Genomic DNA, 14,108 nt, shown 5'->3' on the forward strand with positions numbered 1-14,108 from the left:
TTTCCTAGACGTTGAGGCTTGCAGGCGAGTCGGCAAGCTTGAACCGATAGGAGACAATCGGCCCATGATTCACACCACCCCAAAACGTTGTCCCGGCCGATTTTTGATCCGGCACTACGAACGTGCGAAGGAACAGGGTTAGCTCTTTGGCCATGTCCAGCAACCAAGTCGGCTCGTACTCGGGTTCGGGTCGATCTGCACCGCCAAAAAGCAGATAGATGCGTTGCTGCGAAACCATCCATGCAACTCCCACATTTTTGTGGTCGCCAAGATAGTGCAGGCACGCGAGTTCGAACGCTTCACCCTCGGCTGCGCCTAGGCCGTCATTCAAAGCATGCCGGTATTCGGAAAGCATGACCTCTGCCTTCGCCTGAGCATCACTCAAAGGGCTTTTGCCTTTGCCACTGGATCGCGACTCCGCGCCAATGACGAATGTACCTACTGGAGTATTTTTCATCGTGGTTTCCTATGAGTTAGGCACGCTTACGCCATGCCTGCCGAGCGCGCTGCAGGTCGATCATCAGGCGGTCAATGTGACCATCTGGTAGCAGCTGCTCGTCGCGAAGGGCGGACAGATACCCCATTGCCTCGGACTCGAAGTGGTCAGCATCCCGCTCGGTCAACGCACCTACGACACGCCCTACCCGCTCTTGGGCACGCTGAAGGGTCACCTCAAGTTGAGAGTTTCCAGCCATTCAGCACCTCCGTTACCATCGTTGTTTTTCCTATTCGTGGCCGGCGGCGCTGGCATTTGCTTTAGCCAACTCTTCCGCTTCGCGCTGGGCGTTGTATTTCTGGATGGCAGTGATGGTTCTATCCAGCGCCGCCAGTGCCCAATCGGGGCATGGCCTTTTCGACTTCGCGTCTTCCTTTGCCACCCACGACCTCACGGCGCGCACCGAGCATGGCCGTTTAGTAGCGAACGCCACCAGTTCTGCGGCCTTGTCTTGTGTGATTGAATGCTGTTCCAGCAGCAACCGGAAGCGGGCACGGTTATCCATGGTGCTCCATTCGTTTAGGCACTTGTGCCTATTCAAGAATTAGGCACAAGTGCCTAAGCTGACAATCAGATATCCCGAAGTCGCTACGTTCGCCTATGCTCGTCTTTCCTAAGCAGCGGCGCTGTGCGCGAGGCGACTGGCCCGCAGCGCGAGTTTGCAATGGTAGTCAGCTCCTGTGCAGCTGGTCTCCAGACGAACCACCTCGGCCAGCGTCACGCTGTGATTGCCGGCGCTATGGATGGCCCGGGTCAACTGCTCGCACATGCGTACAGCGTAACGAGGCACTTTGTGCTCCGGGTGCCGCTCAAGATTCTCTCGTGATGCCCGGCGCTCGGCCAGGGCGAGTCGGATGATCTCGGCGAACGGTTCGTACTGGCTATGGATGGGCATGGCTGTCTCCTTCATTTCAGCCCGAAATGTCGCTTCAGCTCGTTGATGCGAGTAGCCCGCCGGTGATGTGCATCGGCAGTAACCTGGTCTGCCTGGATCACCCCATGAGCGACGGCCGCGGTGTATTGCTCGTCTTGGATCACAAGATTCAATAGCTCCTGGAGCTGACTCCGCACTTCGTCGAATATGGCCATCCAGATTTCCTATCCATTTTCCTACTTGATCTGAGACAGAGCGGCGGCTTGAACTAGCGCTTCGTATGCGAGGCGGGCGCTGGCTAGCTCCGCGGCTGCGGAACTCATCCCAGCCGGCTGCGCTACCAGAAGCGCCTTGATCGCATTGTTCAAACGATCCCAAGCGCTGAGCATCTCTGCGTTCATTTCGTTTTCCTTACTCAAAGAGTGCCTGCACACGGGCCAGCACTTCGTCCATTACGACCTCGGGCACCGCCTCCACGCGCTTGGCGCCGCGAGCCTCAAGGTCAACCGTGCGAATCTGGTTGCACAGCACCACACCTTGAGTTTCGGTGCCGCTTCCGCTCAAGGTCACGGCGAAACCGGCGTACCGGGCGAAGTCGCCCCCTTGGGTGATCGGTGCGATCACTGCCAGCCCGGTGGCGTTGTAGGCCGCTGGAGTCAGTACCAACGCTGGGCGAAAATCGCCCTGCTGCTCTCGCCCCTCGGTGGGGTTCAGGTTCACCCGCACAATGTCGCCACGGTTGAATTTGGCTCGCTTCACGCTTCACGACCTACCGGCTTCATGGCATTCCAACCCGCAAGCTCTGCCGGCTCCGGCGCGGACAAGTCGCACTGCTGCATCAGGTCCGCCAACTGATAACGCGGCTTGGCTTTCGCCGGCTTGAGCGTCATAACCTCGGCAGACACGTCCAATTTCAGAACGTCGCCGCTGACCAACTTCATGAGCTTGAGCACGGTAGCCGGCAGACGAATCGCCGCACTGTTGCCCCACTGCTGAACTTTGACTTCCATAAGCACCTCCGTAATGTATAGCCATTGTAGATACTTGCCACTCTATGCGCAAGCACCAATGTAGAAACATAGTTTCTACAAAGCTACTTCAAAGGCTCGCCGTATAGTGTCCGCATTTATCGCCAGGTAAGGCTTGCTGTGGTCGAGCTGGGCATGCCCGAGAATCGTTTGAACAATGTCCACATCGCCAGTCGCAGCCAGCACCGTGGCGGCCAGCGTGCGCCGAACGCTGTGCGATGAATCATGCTTGATACCCGCTTGCCGGTAGATGCGGCTGAACGTCTGTTGCAGCGCGTCACAGGCCCGGTACACCTCCGCCCCGCCTTCCAAGATCCGATGCTTGAACGCCAGTTCAAATGCCTGACCCTTGTGGGTAAGAATCAGTTTCGAATCAGGGCGTAACCCTCGATATTCGGCGGCACCCGAAAGTCCCCAGCGGCGCCTTTGGCGCAGCGCAAGCCATTGCTCCAGAGCGACCAGGCACCGGGGATGCGTCAGGTACACTTTGCGCGCACGGCAGCCCTTCGTGATCGAGGGTCGCAAGTACAGTTCGGGCCGGACAGCCCCGCTTGGAAAGAGCACGTCGGCGACCTCCAGCTGGGCCAGCTCGGTGACCCTCACGCCTGTGGTGTGGGTGATCCAGACCAGCAACACGTCACGCTCTGGCATACGGCCAGATACGGACGCTACTCGTACCAAATGTTTGAACTGTCCAGGGCGAAGGGATGCAGCACGACGGGGATTCATGGCAGGACTCTCTGTTGGGATTGAACGCGGATCGGGATCGATCCTTAGAGAGTCGGCAATAGGCCTCCTAGGAAGCCTATCACTACCGATTTCGCAGTGTTCACGGAAAATGTCGTAGGCAGTCGCAGCTATTGCCAGTAAAACCTAGTCCGGCCGCATTAATTGTCGCGGACAGTCGCAGCTATTTCGAAAACCGAGTGCCGCAGATTTAGAACTTCGCGAGTGCTGTGTCGCATTTATTTCGGCAACCGACACCTGGCGTTATCGGAGGTAGTTGCATTTTCAAATATGCCTATACCCTGGAAATGAACGCTATGAGGGTTGAAAAATGGCAGCTATTCAGGGAGGCTGGCGAGAGCCTCTTCCGCCCCTCTTGCAGGGTGCGCAGCTATTACTGTCGGAGCGCAAAATCGCCACCGATGTACCCGTACCGCTCCACGGGCAGGTCGACCAGGTATTCCTCGCCCGCGGCTGGTTGATCCTGGTAGACACGAAGCGGCGCAAGCAGGCTCGCGTTTTCGCCAAAGACGTGGTTCAGCTGAGCGTCTACGCCACGATCCTTGCGCGGCAAGCGAGCGTATTCGCAGGGCAGAACTATCCTGTCGCCAGTACCGCCTTTATCCGGTGCGTCACGCCTCACGGCACAACCTACATTGAGGTCAGCCTGCTTTCGACGCGGGAGGTCATCGCGCTGTGGAATCGGTATTGGATGCTGCGTCGCGAAGGTCTAGCAGCCAGGCCTACTTGCCCTCAGCCTCCGGTATGCGCGGGGTGCAGCAAGAAAACCCAGTGTCCGAGGGGAAAGGGGCTAGGTAGCTCAGCCTAACCGCTGTGCAGCTCGTTCGTATCGCGGATGCTCAGTGGGCGGCGGCTTGAGCTGCAGGCTTGCCGCCGGCCACTGCTATCAGCTCATTGCCACTTTCCGTACCTGGCTGGGACAGATGGGCCGCAGCCTGGGCAGACAACTCCAGGAACGCCTGGTACTCGGCCGTGGATAGATGAAGGGCAACGCGGTCATTCTGCGGGTCTGGCACGGCATTCGCGCGAAACTGCTGGGCCAGCCCCGCGATGTGATGCGTGAGTTCAGTGACGAACTTCTTACCAAACCGACGGGTTGGCACCTGCAGGTGGCGACTGGTGATAGGGATTTCGGGCGCAGCGGCAGGTGTTTGCACGGTCTTGGCTGCTGGCTTTGTCGCACTATCGGCCTCGATTAACGCCTGCCATTCGAGGCGCGCGCGCTCCTGCGCCTGCAGCAGTACTTCTTCGGTTTGCTCACCGTACCGGCGCCAGACGTCGAGGGCGAGGTGAGGCTTCACTACCCGATCCGCAATCATTCGCTGCACCGCGCTAGGCATACGAAGCAGGGCGACGGCGTCTCGCACATGAACCGCGGTCTTGCCGATTTCGGTGGCTACCTCCGCGGTGGACCAGCGTTCGTCCAGCAGCCGTTGATAGCCTTGCGCACGCTCGATGGGTGTCAGGCTGAGATGGTCATCGGAGTTGAGCAGGTGCACCGTCGATCGGGCTCCGCGTTCGCGAACTTCGATCACCGCGACACGCCTGATCATCGCGCCCTGTTCTCTTGCGATAAGCGCAGCGCGCAGTCGGCAGCCGCCTTTTCGCAGGAAGCAGCGGCCCCCTTTTACCTCTACCCTGATCGGCTCCATCTGCTTGCACGCGTGCCACGCCTTGACCAGCTTGGCGATGTGCGCCTGAACCCGCGGCTCCTCGTAATTCCGGAGAGCAAAGCCTGGCTCCTCCTCGATCAGGGCCGGATCCAGCCATTTCAGCTGGGTCGATCCCACCGCGTTGGGCGTCTCTGCTTCGATTTTTTCGCAGAAACTTTCCAAGTTTTCGATACCCGGATCCGCCGGTTCAAACTCTTCCTCGAGATAGGTCATCACTTGCTCCCCGTGCGTGCAGCGCGCCGTGCTTTGATCTGGCGATAGGCATATTGGAAAACGAAACCGGAGATAAATTGAGCGACGATCACTGTCGCGACGGTGGAATCATTGTCGCCATAGGGCAGGCTGAGCAGGTAACAGGTGCCTGGTATGGCCACCGCCGCAAAGCCCAACAGGAACATCCCAGCGTCCGCGCGCGTACTCTTCAATTTTCCGATCTCACTCTGTATCTACCCGCATACCCTATCCCGCATTGTTGGAATGCAAGCTGCCAATCCCGCCCTTTTTGGGCGTGAACTCGAGCCTACCCAGGCACCTGGGTATTTAGGCTCTCCTGAACTGTTCAGGGAGAGTCCCGATGCGTTTCTCGAAAATCGTCTTCGCAGCGTTCGCCGCCCTCGCGGCTTCCTGCACGAGCCAGTCGAAGACTGAAGGTGTACAGCCGCTGCCGACCACCTACGTTCCGGTCCGTCTCGCCCACGAGTTCTATAGCAGCTGGGGGCACGACGGGCGCGGTGGCGCGGCGCTGCGTAAGCCGGCCTATCAGCATGTGATGGGCAGCGAAGAGATGGTCATGACCACCCATGGCAATTATCTCGCGCTGCAGAACCCCAACCAGGCGACTGGTACGGGCAGCAGCGTGCTGGTCACTGCCGTCAACAGCGGTGTGAACCGGGCGATCGACCAGGCGCTTACCGTCGTGCCGCCACCCTCTACGCCCATCTCTAAGCCTGTCTCCCCGGCGACCGAGGCAGAATATCTGGTTGCCTACCGGAAATTCTGCGCCGGCGCCGGTATGGCGCTTACCGAGCGAGAGTGGGAGCTGGTAGCTAAGGGTGGGCCCCACGGAGTGCCGCCGTCATTGCGTGGAAAATGCATGCGCGGCAAATAGCGCCTAGGTACTGCGTCTGGCCGGGAGATTCCCGGCTATCGGCTGAAGAAGAACGTATAGAGAGGGGTGCCGTAGCTCCACACCCCGATCATCACCCCAAGCGCTATGCTCCCGGCGGCAGCGATTGTCAGCAGCGTTGGCGAGATTCCAAGCACCTGCTGGAGGTTCGATAGCACCGAATTAAGGCCTTTGGTACCAAGTGCAGCTACTGGCGCTTCGCCGGGTCGATCCGTGGTGCGCGAAGGCGACCTGCTATGGGTTACCTTGACCAAATCAGCGATGTCCCCAAGGGTTTGGGTGCCGGCGGCAATGCTCTGATGGGCCGCGCGGAGTGAGTCGTCGTCGAGGGTTGAGGCGCGGCGACGTCGGGCGGAAGCTCTGGTGCGATCGTTCATGGCAAGACTCATGCTGACTGAGCCTTGAGCCTATTGGAACGCTGACTGGCCTTGGCCTGCTATCCGCGCCGTCAATGGGCTGCAATTGGCAACTCGACAGCGAAGCTCGGCCGCATGATGCCTTCAGACCGGAGATCATCATGCGTTTTTGGAAAAGACTTTTCGCGCCTAAGGCGATTGCCGCTCAGCCGCTGCTTAGCATCCGCGACATCCAGGAGCTGGATGTCAGCGCTCCGGAGATCCAGCAGTTCATCCAGGCCGGCGATGAGGCGCTGCTACGGTACCCGCCGTTCCAACGAGGATGGCCAGCCAGAATACCGGGCGCCCAGCTCCTCAAGCCCCACAGGGCGACAATGCAGAAACTCGCCAGCGGCGTTCGCATGCCCGCCGGTAGCTTCGATCGGATGCTTCTTCCCGTATTTGAATCGTTCGCGGACTTCGTCCACCTGCTGCCGGCTTCGCAATCTCATCACCACCGAGGCCCGGGCGGCTTGCTTGCCCATTCGCTTGAGGTGGCGATGTTCGCCTTCAACAGCTGCAAGTGCACTGCTTTCGATTACTCGCTTTTTCCCGCTCAGCGCCTCGTGCGGGAGAACCGCTGGTACGTGGCGGCGGTCATCGCGGCGCTGATGCACGATCTTGGGAAAGTGCTCAGTGACGTCGTCGTCGCTGACGAACGTGGCGATCGCCGCTGGGATCCGATGGGCCCACCTATACCCGCCTGGGCACAGGCGAACGGAATTGATCGCTACTACCTGACCTGGAACCCGGATAGGCATGACGTCCACCGGGACCTATCGGCCACCCTAATCGCACGGTTCCTTCCCCAGGAGCTGCTCGTTTGGTTGCGCGAGAGCGGGCCGGACATCTACAGCGAAATGGTCAATGCCATGTCCGGCCGCGACGATAGCAAACGGCTCGCTACCATCGTCGCTGGCGCAGACTCGAAATCCGTCGAGTTGGATATGCAGAAGCACGGCGGCGACGCATCACGTCAGTTCGGCATGGGCACCGGCGTACCCATTCCCGCCTTCGTCCTGGACACCATGATTCACTTCCTGGGCCAGAAGGATTGGCTCGTGAACGAACCTGGTCACCGGGTATGGGTGTTGGGCGGCCACGTCTTCGTCGTTTGGCCTCAGGCGTCCACTGAGATCGCTGAGTATCTGCAGACGCAGGGCGTAAAGGCCATCCCTCGCAGTGCCGACGTTCTAGGTGGCATTCTGCTTGATCACAAGGTCGTCGAGGCGGCGGCAGACGGCTCGATTTACTGGCCCGTCAAAGTCGACAAGATCAACGTCGGCCGCGACAAGCCCATCGTCTTGAAGTGCATCAAGCTCACGAATCCTGAAGCGCTGTTCCGCTTCGATGGCATTCCCGCATCGACCGCCGGCACCGTGGGAGCGGCGCCCAGTGAGATCAGGTATGAGTTCCCGGGACAGACCGGTGCTGGTGCAGTTCTGGGTCCGGTGCAGGAGGATGATTCCCATCAGGTCGGCGCCGACTCACCGATGCAAGGAAGCGCTGCAGCTCCTGCCGCTGCTCCCAAGGCAAATGTCAGTCCCGCTAAAACGCCGGAGATTGTGCCGGCCAAGAAGGCGGACGTTGCGCAGAAAAACCAGGTAGCGCCGAAGGCAGCGGTTGTCCTCGAGCCCGCTGCCTCAGGCGGCCTGAAGATCAATGTCGGTCACTCCACTGGACAGCCGCATCTGCAAATTGCAGGCGTGCGTATCGAGTCTCCAGGCGGAAAGGTGAGCGCAACGGGGAAGAAGCTGAAAGGAAAAGAGGCAGCTGAGCAAGCTCGATCCGCGTCGAGTTCGACTACGGACGCAAAACGCGAAATGGCCGGCTCCCCAGATCGAGCTGGAACGCAAGCGGACCTGCAGGCTACCGCTTCGGCCGCCAGGGCGGTGGTAGAGGCCACTCCCGCTAAGATTGGGCCTGCACAGGATGAGGCGCCGGCCGTCCGCTACGGAGACGGCGTCTATGCGGCGGACTATGGAGACATCGATGACGAAGTCCTTCAGTTGGTCGGAATGGACATTCCTGACCGCCAGCTGCAAGGTTCCGGCGCTCCAGTGCAGACGAGCCAAGCAGTCGAAGAGGTATCACCGCTCGACCTGGTGCGTTTCAAGGATCGAATCGCTGATCGCCAGGCTGCCTCGCCGGCGGTGGCCGGTTTGACGATACCCAATGAGCTTATCGCGGCCGATGAGTTTTCCTTCGATCGCCTGCTCAAGAATGCCGCCGCCGCGGGTCTGAGCGATGTACCAGCTGGCTCACCGCTAGCGGTGCAGCTACCTAAGGAGATCGCTAGGGAGACTTTCGGAAACCAATCTGAGCGGGTCGTGGCCGATGCTTTCGCGCACAAAACCACCCCTCGAAAGGTGCAATCGCCAGAGGCGAATGCATCGGCGAAAGAATCTTTCGTGTCGCCAGCTGAAACCCCGGGCGGAGAAGAGGAGCCGGATCCGGATCACCTTGCCGCACCCCTGCAAGGGGCCTTGCGGGCACCCAGCGCTGCGGTGACGAAAGATTCTTTCGCTACCAACGACAACGGCATTGCCTTAGTGGAACAGGACTTCAGGAGCGAGGACGCGCCTGCGGCCCGCGAGAGGGCCACCGACTACGGAGCGAGCGCAGCAAAGGAGCAGAACGCACCATCACGTCATCAAGCTAATGGCCGCCCTGGCCTGAGCCGATCGGCCGCGCGAGAGCCTTCTACGACGATCATGGCTGCAGACGCACAGCCGGAGTCACGTCATCGAGGAGGCAAGGAGCGGGCTGAGGTAACGTCATCAACCCCGGCTGCCTCAACACGCAAAACCACGGATCAGCCGGCGGGTTCGCGCGGATCGACCGATCGCGCCGCGCCTGTCCCTACCACCTCCGTCGCGCCCAACAATACGATCCGGATCAGCAGCGGTGCTCAAGAGCAAGGATCCATCACTATTGGCCAGCCACGCCGACGGCAAGAGCCGGCAGAGCCGCCGAAGCGCGTTAAGGACTCACCGGTGGTCGCCAATGACGCTGCCACTCTGGGGGGCCGGGTATCCGCCGCTGAGAGCGAGGCCTATCTGGCCCTGTGGCCGACACTTGCGCAAAAGCTACGGTGGTATGCGATACCCGAAAACCACGCATCTCTTGCGCAGCAGCACGGCAAACCGTTCTGTGTGCATAGTCCCGAGGCGTTTACCCCTGAGGACCGGTCCGCCTTGCTCGACGCGAACTGGCTGTTCGACGACTTCACCGGCACTTTCACCGGTCTGCACCGTAAAGGCTTTCTCCTCTCACCCTATCTCGGTTCCATCTTGGAACTGCTGACTCTAGGTCGGTATCGGCAGTCAGCCTTCCAGGCGCGTGATGAGGGGGAATCGGCAATGCTCCGGTCGCTGGCTGAGGAAGTCATCCGCAGGTGCCCGTCCAAGCTACAGGAGGGTAAACGCCTGGTGCAGATATCGATGCGGCGCCTGACTCAGCTGAGCACGGCGTTCCAGGTCGACGAACCAACCCTCAAAAGGGCGCTAATTGCGCACTATCCCTACTTGCTCATCGGAAACAATCACGTCATTGACCTGACCGAGTGATTCCGATGAGTGAGTGGACGTACGAAATGCCCTGGCGGCCGAATTTCGAGGCCATCGAAATTGCCGGCTGGGTGTTGGGGATGGCGGGCACCTGTGCCGTGCACCTCACCACCAATCTGCCTGCTCAACCCTTCTACCTGTCCCTCGGCATCATGGGCGGCTTTGCGCTTCGGCGTGTCCCTGCTGCCCTGCACCTCCACCGGATTCGCCAGGGGTTGCGAGCGCAGCAGGCGACGCTGATGGGGCAGGACGAGCTCATCGAGCAGATGCTCAAGCATCGCGACAAGATGTACATCGGTGTCGGCTTCAAATGGACTCAACGCGAAGGTCAGCAGGTATTCGAGCTGCTCAAGCGAGACATCACGAAGCTCATGCCGCCTGTACCGGAAGGATTTATGGGCTCGCCGTGGATCCATGGCATCTCCCTTCAGCGCGATGTGCCGATTGGCTACAAGGATTCCCTTGCCTCCCTGCATACGCTGATCGTCGGCACTACCGGTAGCGGAAAGACCCGCCTCTTCGACCTGCTGATCAGCCAGGCCATTTTGCGTGGCGAGTCGGTGATCATCCTTGATCCGAAGGGCGACAAGGAGATGTCGGAGAACGCGCGCCGTGCCTGCGAGCTCGCCGGGGATGTCAGTCGCTACAAGCACTTCCACCCGGCGTTCCCAGATACCTGCGTGCGTATCTCACCGACGCAGAACTTTGGTCGTGCAACCGAACTGGCATCGCGCATCGCTGCGCTGACTGATGGTGAGGGTCCGTTCCAGGCATTCGCGCAGATGGCCGTGAACAACGTCATCCAGGCGATGCTGTTCTGCGACATCTTCCCAACCCTGGTCCAGATTCGCCGGGCGCTCGAGGGTGGCCTTGCATCCCTGGTCATCCAGGCGGTCACGGCTTACGGCAAGTCAGTCCATCCGGCTTTCGACGCGTTCGCCGCCGCGGCTGCCAACCAGTCGAAAACCGACGAGGCCAAAGCAAAGGCGCTGATCACGGTCTACCGCAGAGAAATCGTGCCGCTTAAGCCGAATTCCGATCTGGAGGGCATCCTGTCCATGTTCGAGCATGACCGGGATCACTTCGGAAAGATGATCGCGACGCTGCTGCCGGTGCTCAACATGCTCACGGCAGGCCACATGGGGCCGATCCTTTCGCCGCTGAAGGATGATAGCGGCGATACCCGCGAGATCACTGACTCCAAGACAATCATCGAGAACAACCAGGTGCTGTATCTGGGCCTCGACTCCCTGTCCGACTCGATGGTCGGGTCCGCGCTCGGTTCGATCTTCCTGGCTGACTTGGCCGCCGTCGCCGGACAGCGCTACAACCTCAAAAGCGGCGAAGAGCTCAAGGCCGCTCCGGTCAATATCTTCTGCGACGAGGCGGCGGAGATCGTCAACGACCAGTTGGTACAGCTGCTGAACAAGGGCCGCGGTGCCGGCATGCGTATCTACGTCGCCACGCAGACCATCGCTGACTTCGAAGCGCGAATGGGGTCACCGGCGAAGGCGCGCCAGGTCCTCGGCAATACCAACCATGTGATCGCGCTGCGAATTACCGACCAGGACACCCAGAAGTACATCGCCGAGAAAATTCCGCCTACCTACTACAAGTACGTCATGCGTACCCAGGGCAACTCCACCAAGGACGACCCGCACATGCACTCTCTGAACGTCGGAGAGCGCCTGATGGACGAGGAGGGCGAGCTGTTTCCAGCGCAGCTCTTCGGCCAGCTGCCAGATCTCGAATTTCTCGCGATCCTCGCCGGCGGCCAGATCCAGAAAGGGCGCATTCCGGTGCTCACCAAACCCAAGAACTTTGAAAAGGCAGTGGCGCGTGCTCGCCTGCTTACGAAAGAGGCCGCTTGATCATGCGTACCCGCTTTGAATCCTTATCTCGACTGCTCGGTAGCGACACCAGAACCAAAGGCCTGCTCAATCTCTTGGAGGCCGACTGGCCAACAGCACTCCAGGTGGTGCCGGCTGCGTTCAAAGTCGTCGAATCAGAGAGCTGCGCGCCTTGCTGTCGAGACCTGCTTACTGAGGCGCTTCGATCCTACAAGTCTGCTTTAGGTCGGCCGGACCAGGAGCGCCTGGTTGCCTTCATGGATCCGTTCCTCGATGGACTGGCCGAAATGCTGGAAAGGGAACCTGCGCCGACCGCAGCGGTGGTCGACATGCAGAACAGCCTGCTCATTGAAGTCGAGAAGGAGAGTGGCGCCTCGGTCAGGGCCCGGCTTGAAGCAATGCTTCTTCCGGCAGACACGTCCATAGGGCTGGTGTGGCGCAGCATCCAAGGAGCCGAGCATGGCTGACATCGAAGAGCGGATGCCGGCCGGGTTCTGGCTCTCCCTCGCGTTCGTATGCATCGAGATCCTGCTCATCGTGTGCGTCGTTCCCAATGCATTCATCGACGCTGCGATCCTGAAAGAGCAGGACTGGGGTGAGGCGTTGATGGGCAAAGCCGCCAGCGACCAGCTGATCGAAGATACCGGACGGCTGTACAGCACGATCCATCTGGAGTCCGGACTGAATGCGACGGTGCGTGATTTCTTCCTGGGGGGCAAACAAACGCCAGGCTGGGAAAAGCTCGAGAGTCAGTGGGGAACGTTCATCGCCGGCCGCGGCGACGCTGTCCTCAAGGTCTGCTACCACATCTACTATCGAAGCCTGCTGCTGATGATGTGGCTGCCCTACATGCTTGTGATTCTGCTGCCGGCGATCCTCGGCGGGTACATGGCCTGGAACATCAAGCGCTACACCTTCGCCCATTCCTCGCCGTTTTTGAACACCTACAGCTCGAGGATCATCTCGTGGGTGGTCATGGCGCTAGGCCTGTCGTTTATCGCACCGCTGCCGATTCCGCCAATGATCGTTCCGCTCGTGGTCATCCTGCTCATTCCGATCGCTGCAAGCTTGTTGATAGGCAACCTGCCCAAACGGCTTTGACGCCGACAAACGCCCGGCACCCGCCGGGCGTTTCTATTTTCGTACTGCCGCTCTATCGCTCAACCACCAGGGGTTCGATCCCGTAGACGGCGTGGATTGCCCACACACAAACCTCGTGCCTGAGCACCATGGCTATACCAGCTGAGGTGCCCTATGAGCTCAAGACTTCCCATCATCCTTTCCTGCGTAGCGATCACGTTAGCTATCGCTGCCGCCGTCTTCTGCGGCCGGGCGATTCGTGATCAGCAACACCTGGTCAACCAGCTCAACGACCAGGTCGCGAAGATCCAGCCGTATGCATTCTCGCGTACCGAACTCGATTCGCTCCTTTCTCGCCGCCGAGAAGAGTCTGCCCCGGCGCCCACGCCTGTGCCCACGGCACCGGCGGTACCGAGCAAGAGCCAAAGCGTTCCGATCACCGGCGACCGTCGCTATGGCGACGCCACCGCTCAATTCAGCCTGATTGAGTACTCGGACTTCGAGTGCCCTTACTGCAAGCAATATTTCGCAGTACCCAAGGCTGTTGTCGACAGTTCGCGGGGCAACGCGGCCGTGGTGTTCAAGCATGTCCCGATCCATGGCGAGGCGTCGCGCAGGGAGGCGTTCGCCGCAGAGTGCGCGGCGGCCCAGGGTGGCAACGATGCGTTCTACCGCATGGCCGGCGCCATCTTCAGTTCGACCGCAGGTAACGGTACCGGGACCGAAAAGCCGCTCGCAGTAATCGCCTCCAGCATCGGCCTGGACGGCGCGGCCCTTTCGCGCTGCATCGACAACCAGGAGCCGCTGCAGAAGGTGAAGGCGGACTTCCGTGAGGCGGTAGAGCTGGGCATCAAGGAAACACCGACCACCATCGTTCGCCATAACCCGAGCAATAGACAAGTAGTTCTTTCTGGCGCCAAGGGGCCCGAAGACATTCTTCGCGCCATGGCGAAACTCGTTCAAGGCAATGGAGCCGCACAATAATGCAGCCAATCGATATCCCCCAATACGTTGATGATCCGCCGCACCTGTTGTTTTGGCAGGCAGATGAAGTTGCTCCCATTGGGATCGGTCTCGTATTCGGTATGTTCACTGGATATGCCGCGGTCTGCACGATAGCGGGCTTCTTGCTGACTCGTTGGTACCGAAAGTACCGCGATGATCACCCCGATGGCTTTATGGTGCACATGATCTATTGGTTCACGGGATATTCCGGTGCAAAGGCGCGCACTATCCCTAATCCATTCATCCGCGAATTCAACTGAGGTCG

At 59.9% G+C, this 14,108-nt stretch carries 17 protein-coding genes; 7 read left to right on the plus strand and 10 right to left on the minus strand.

Annotated features, from left to right (window positions below; genetic code table 11):
• Positions 1–4: 4 nt before the first annotated feature.
• The 9 genes from FEZ61_RS21835 to FEZ61_RS21880 all read right to left on the minus strand — a co-directional run bounded on the left by FEZ61_RS21835 (position 5) and on the right by FEZ61_RS21880 (position 5,216).
• Complete coding sequence (locus FEZ61_RS21835; protein ID WP_064306949.1) at positions 5–457, minus strand: hypothetical protein; 453 nt, start codon at positions 455–457, stop codon at positions 5–7.
• Between the two features lie 268 nt (positions 458–725).
• Positions 726–1,001 (minus strand): hypothetical protein, encoded by a 276-nt coding sequence (locus tag FEZ61_RS21840; RefSeq protein ID WP_064306951.1) that lies wholly within the window; start codon positions 999–1,001, stop codon positions 726–728.
• Positions 1,002–1,109: 108 nt separating this feature from the next.
• On the minus strand, positions 1,110–1,391 hold the full coding sequence (locus tag FEZ61_RS21845) for a hypothetical protein (RefSeq protein WP_064306952.1): 282 nt from the start codon (positions 1,389–1,391) through the stop codon (positions 1,110–1,112).
• A gap of 11 nt (positions 1,392–1,402) precedes the next feature.
• Entirely contained in the window at positions 1,403–1,585 is a 183-nt protein-coding gene (locus tag FEZ61_RS21850) for a hypothetical protein (protein ID WP_064306953.1), read from the minus strand.
• A 196-nt stretch (positions 1,586–1,781) separates the two neighbouring features.
• Entirely contained in the window at positions 1,782–2,129 is a 348-nt protein-coding gene (locus FEZ61_RS21855) for a type II toxin-antitoxin system ChpB family toxin (RefSeq protein ID WP_060501497.1), read from the minus strand.
• A complete protein-coding gene (locus tag FEZ61_RS21860; RefSeq protein WP_064306954.1) occupies positions 2,126–2,380 on the minus strand; it encodes an AbrB/MazE/SpoVT family DNA-binding domain-containing protein in 255 nt (84 codons plus the stop codon). The genes FEZ61_RS21855 and FEZ61_RS21860 overlap by 4 nt, the downstream gene beginning before the upstream one ends.
• Positions 2,381–2,455: 75 nt before the next feature.
• Positions 2,456–3,127 (minus strand): site-specific integrase, encoded by a 672-nt coding sequence (locus FEZ61_RS21865; protein ID WP_064306955.1) that lies wholly within the window; start codon positions 3,125–3,127, stop codon positions 2,456–2,458.
• A gap of 857 nt (positions 3,128–3,984) precedes the next feature.
• On the minus strand, positions 3,985–5,031 hold the full coding sequence (locus FEZ61_RS21875; protein ID WP_064306957.1) for a hypothetical protein: 1,047 nt from the start codon (positions 5,029–5,031) through the stop codon (positions 3,985–3,987).
• On the minus strand, positions 5,031–5,216 hold the full coding sequence (locus tag FEZ61_RS21880) for a hypothetical protein (RefSeq protein ID WP_064306958.1): 186 nt from the start codon (positions 5,214–5,216) through the stop codon (positions 5,031–5,033). The genes FEZ61_RS21875 and FEZ61_RS21880 overlap by 1 nt, the downstream gene beginning before the upstream one ends.
• Positions 5,217–5,392: 176 nt before the next feature.
• Between FEZ61_RS21880 and FEZ61_RS21885 the strand changes: the two genes are divergently transcribed.
• Positions 5,393–5,926 carry a hypothetical protein gene (locus FEZ61_RS21885; RefSeq protein ID WP_064306959.1) on the plus strand — a complete coding sequence of 178 codons (534 nt, stop codon included), beginning with the start codon at positions 5,393–5,395 and terminating at the stop codon, positions 5,924–5,926.
• Between the two features lie 35 nt (positions 5,927–5,961).
• Here FEZ61_RS21885 and FEZ61_RS21890 read toward each other — a convergent pair whose 3' ends face one another.
• The gene (locus FEZ61_RS21890; RefSeq protein ID WP_064306960.1) at positions 5,962–6,321 is read right to left on the minus strand and encodes a hypothetical protein; all 360 of its coding nucleotides are present in this window, start codon (positions 6,319–6,321) and stop codon (positions 5,962–5,964) included.
• Positions 6,322–6,461: 140 nt separating this feature from the next.
• Here FEZ61_RS21890 and mobH point away from each other — a divergent pair, with 140 nt between their 5' ends.
• The 6 genes from mobH to traL all read left to right on the plus strand — a co-directional run bounded on the left by mobH (position 6,462) and on the right by traL (position 14,103).
• The gene (gene mobH / locus FEZ61_RS21895; RefSeq protein WP_064306961.1) at positions 6,462–9,908 is read left to right on the plus strand and encodes a MobH family relaxase; all 3,447 of its coding nucleotides are present in this window, start codon (positions 6,462–6,464) and stop codon (positions 9,906–9,908) included.
• A 5-nt stretch (positions 9,909–9,913) separates the two neighbouring features.
• Positions 9,914–11,779, plus strand: coding sequence for a conjugative transfer system coupling protein TraD (traD, locus tag FEZ61_RS21900; protein ID WP_064306962.1), 1,866 nt, complete (start codon positions 9,914–9,916; stop codon positions 11,777–11,779).
• Positions 11,776–12,225, plus strand: a complete 450-nt coding sequence (locus FEZ61_RS21905) for a hypothetical protein (RefSeq protein ID WP_143008589.1) — start codon at positions 11,776–11,778, stop codon at positions 12,223–12,225. The genes traD and FEZ61_RS21905 overlap by 4 nt, the downstream gene beginning before the upstream one ends.
• Positions 12,218–12,859, plus strand: coding sequence for a DUF4400 domain-containing protein (locus tag FEZ61_RS21910; RefSeq protein WP_064306964.1), 642 nt, complete (start codon positions 12,218–12,220; stop codon positions 12,857–12,859). Before FEZ61_RS21905 ends, FEZ61_RS21910 begins: the two co-directional genes overlap by 8 nt.
• A 153-nt stretch (positions 12,860–13,012) precedes the next feature.
• Positions 13,013–13,822, plus strand: a complete 810-nt coding sequence (locus tag FEZ61_RS21915) for a thioredoxin domain-containing protein (protein ID WP_064306965.1) — start codon at positions 13,013–13,015, stop codon at positions 13,820–13,822.
• Positions 13,822–14,103: a type IV conjugative transfer system protein TraL gene (gene traL / locus FEZ61_RS21920; protein ID WP_064306966.1), complete on the plus strand. Its 282-nt coding sequence runs from the start codon at positions 13,822–13,824 to the stop codon at positions 14,101–14,103. The genes FEZ61_RS21915 and traL overlap by 1 nt, the downstream gene beginning before the upstream one ends.
• Positions 14,104–14,108: the final 5 nt, after the last annotated feature.

The sequence above is a fragment of the Pseudomonas sp. MS15a(2019) genome (assembly GCF_013277805.1).
Lineage (GTDB): Bacteria > Pseudomonadota > Gammaproteobacteria > Pseudomonadales > Pseudomonadaceae > Chryseomonas > Chryseomonas benzopyrenica.

Bases quoted from the DNA above. Each gene is read 5' to 3' on its own strand.
- FEZ61_RS21860 (WP_064306954.1), bottom strand. From the start codon at position 2,380: ATGGAAGTCAAAGTTCAGCAGTGGGGCAACAGTGCGGCGATTCGTCTG.
- FEZ61_RS21885 (WP_064306959.1), top strand. From the start codon at position 5,393: ATGCGTTTCTCGAAAATCGTCTTCGCAGCGTTCGCCGCCCTCGCGGCT.
- FEZ61_RS21915 (WP_064306965.1), top strand. From the start codon at position 13,013: ATGAGCTCAAGACTTCCCATCATCCTTTCCTGCGTAGCGATCACGTTA.
- FEZ61_RS21890 (WP_064306960.1), bottom strand. From the start codon at position 6,321: ATGAACGATCGCACCAGAGCTTCCGCCCGACGTCGCCGCGCCTCAACC.
- FEZ61_RS21850 (WP_064306953.1), bottom strand. From the start codon at position 1,585: ATGGCCATATTCGACGAAGTGCGGAGTCAGCTCCAGGAGCTATTGAAT.
- FEZ61_RS21835 (WP_064306949.1), bottom strand. From the start codon at position 457: ATGAAAAATACTCCAGTAGGTACATTCGTCATTGGCGCGGAGTCGCGA.
- FEZ61_RS21875 (WP_064306957.1), bottom strand. From the start codon at position 5,031: ATGACCTATCTCGAGGAAGAGTTTGAACCGGCGGATCCGGGTATCGAA.
- FEZ61_RS21910 (WP_064306964.1), top strand. From the start codon at position 12,218: ATGGCTGACATCGAAGAGCGGATGCCGGCCGGGTTCTGGCTCTCCCTC.
- FEZ61_RS21845 (WP_064306952.1), bottom strand. From the start codon at position 1,391: ATGCCCATCCATAGCCAGTACGAACCGTTCGCCGAGATCATCCGACTC.
- traD (WP_064306962.1), top strand. From the start codon at position 9,914: ATGAGTGAGTGGACGTACGAAATGCCCTGGCGGCCGAATTTCGAGGCC.
- FEZ61_RS21880 (WP_064306958.1), bottom strand. From the start codon at position 5,216: ATGTTCCTGTTGGGCTTTGCGGCGGTGGCCATACCAGGCACCTGTTAC.
- FEZ61_RS21865 (WP_064306955.1), bottom strand. From the start codon at position 3,127: ATGAATCCCCGTCGTGCTGCATCCCTTCGCCCTGGACAGTTCAAACAT.
- FEZ61_RS21840 (WP_064306951.1), bottom strand. From the start codon at position 1,001: ATGGATAACCGTGCCCGCTTCCGGTTGCTGCTGGAACAGCATTCAATC.
- mobH (WP_064306961.1), top strand. From the start codon at position 6,462: ATGCGTTTTTGGAAAAGACTTTTCGCGCCTAAGGCGATTGCCGCTCAG.
- traL (WP_064306966.1), top strand. From the start codon at position 13,822: ATGCAGCCAATCGATATCCCCCAATACGTTGATGATCCGCCGCACCTG.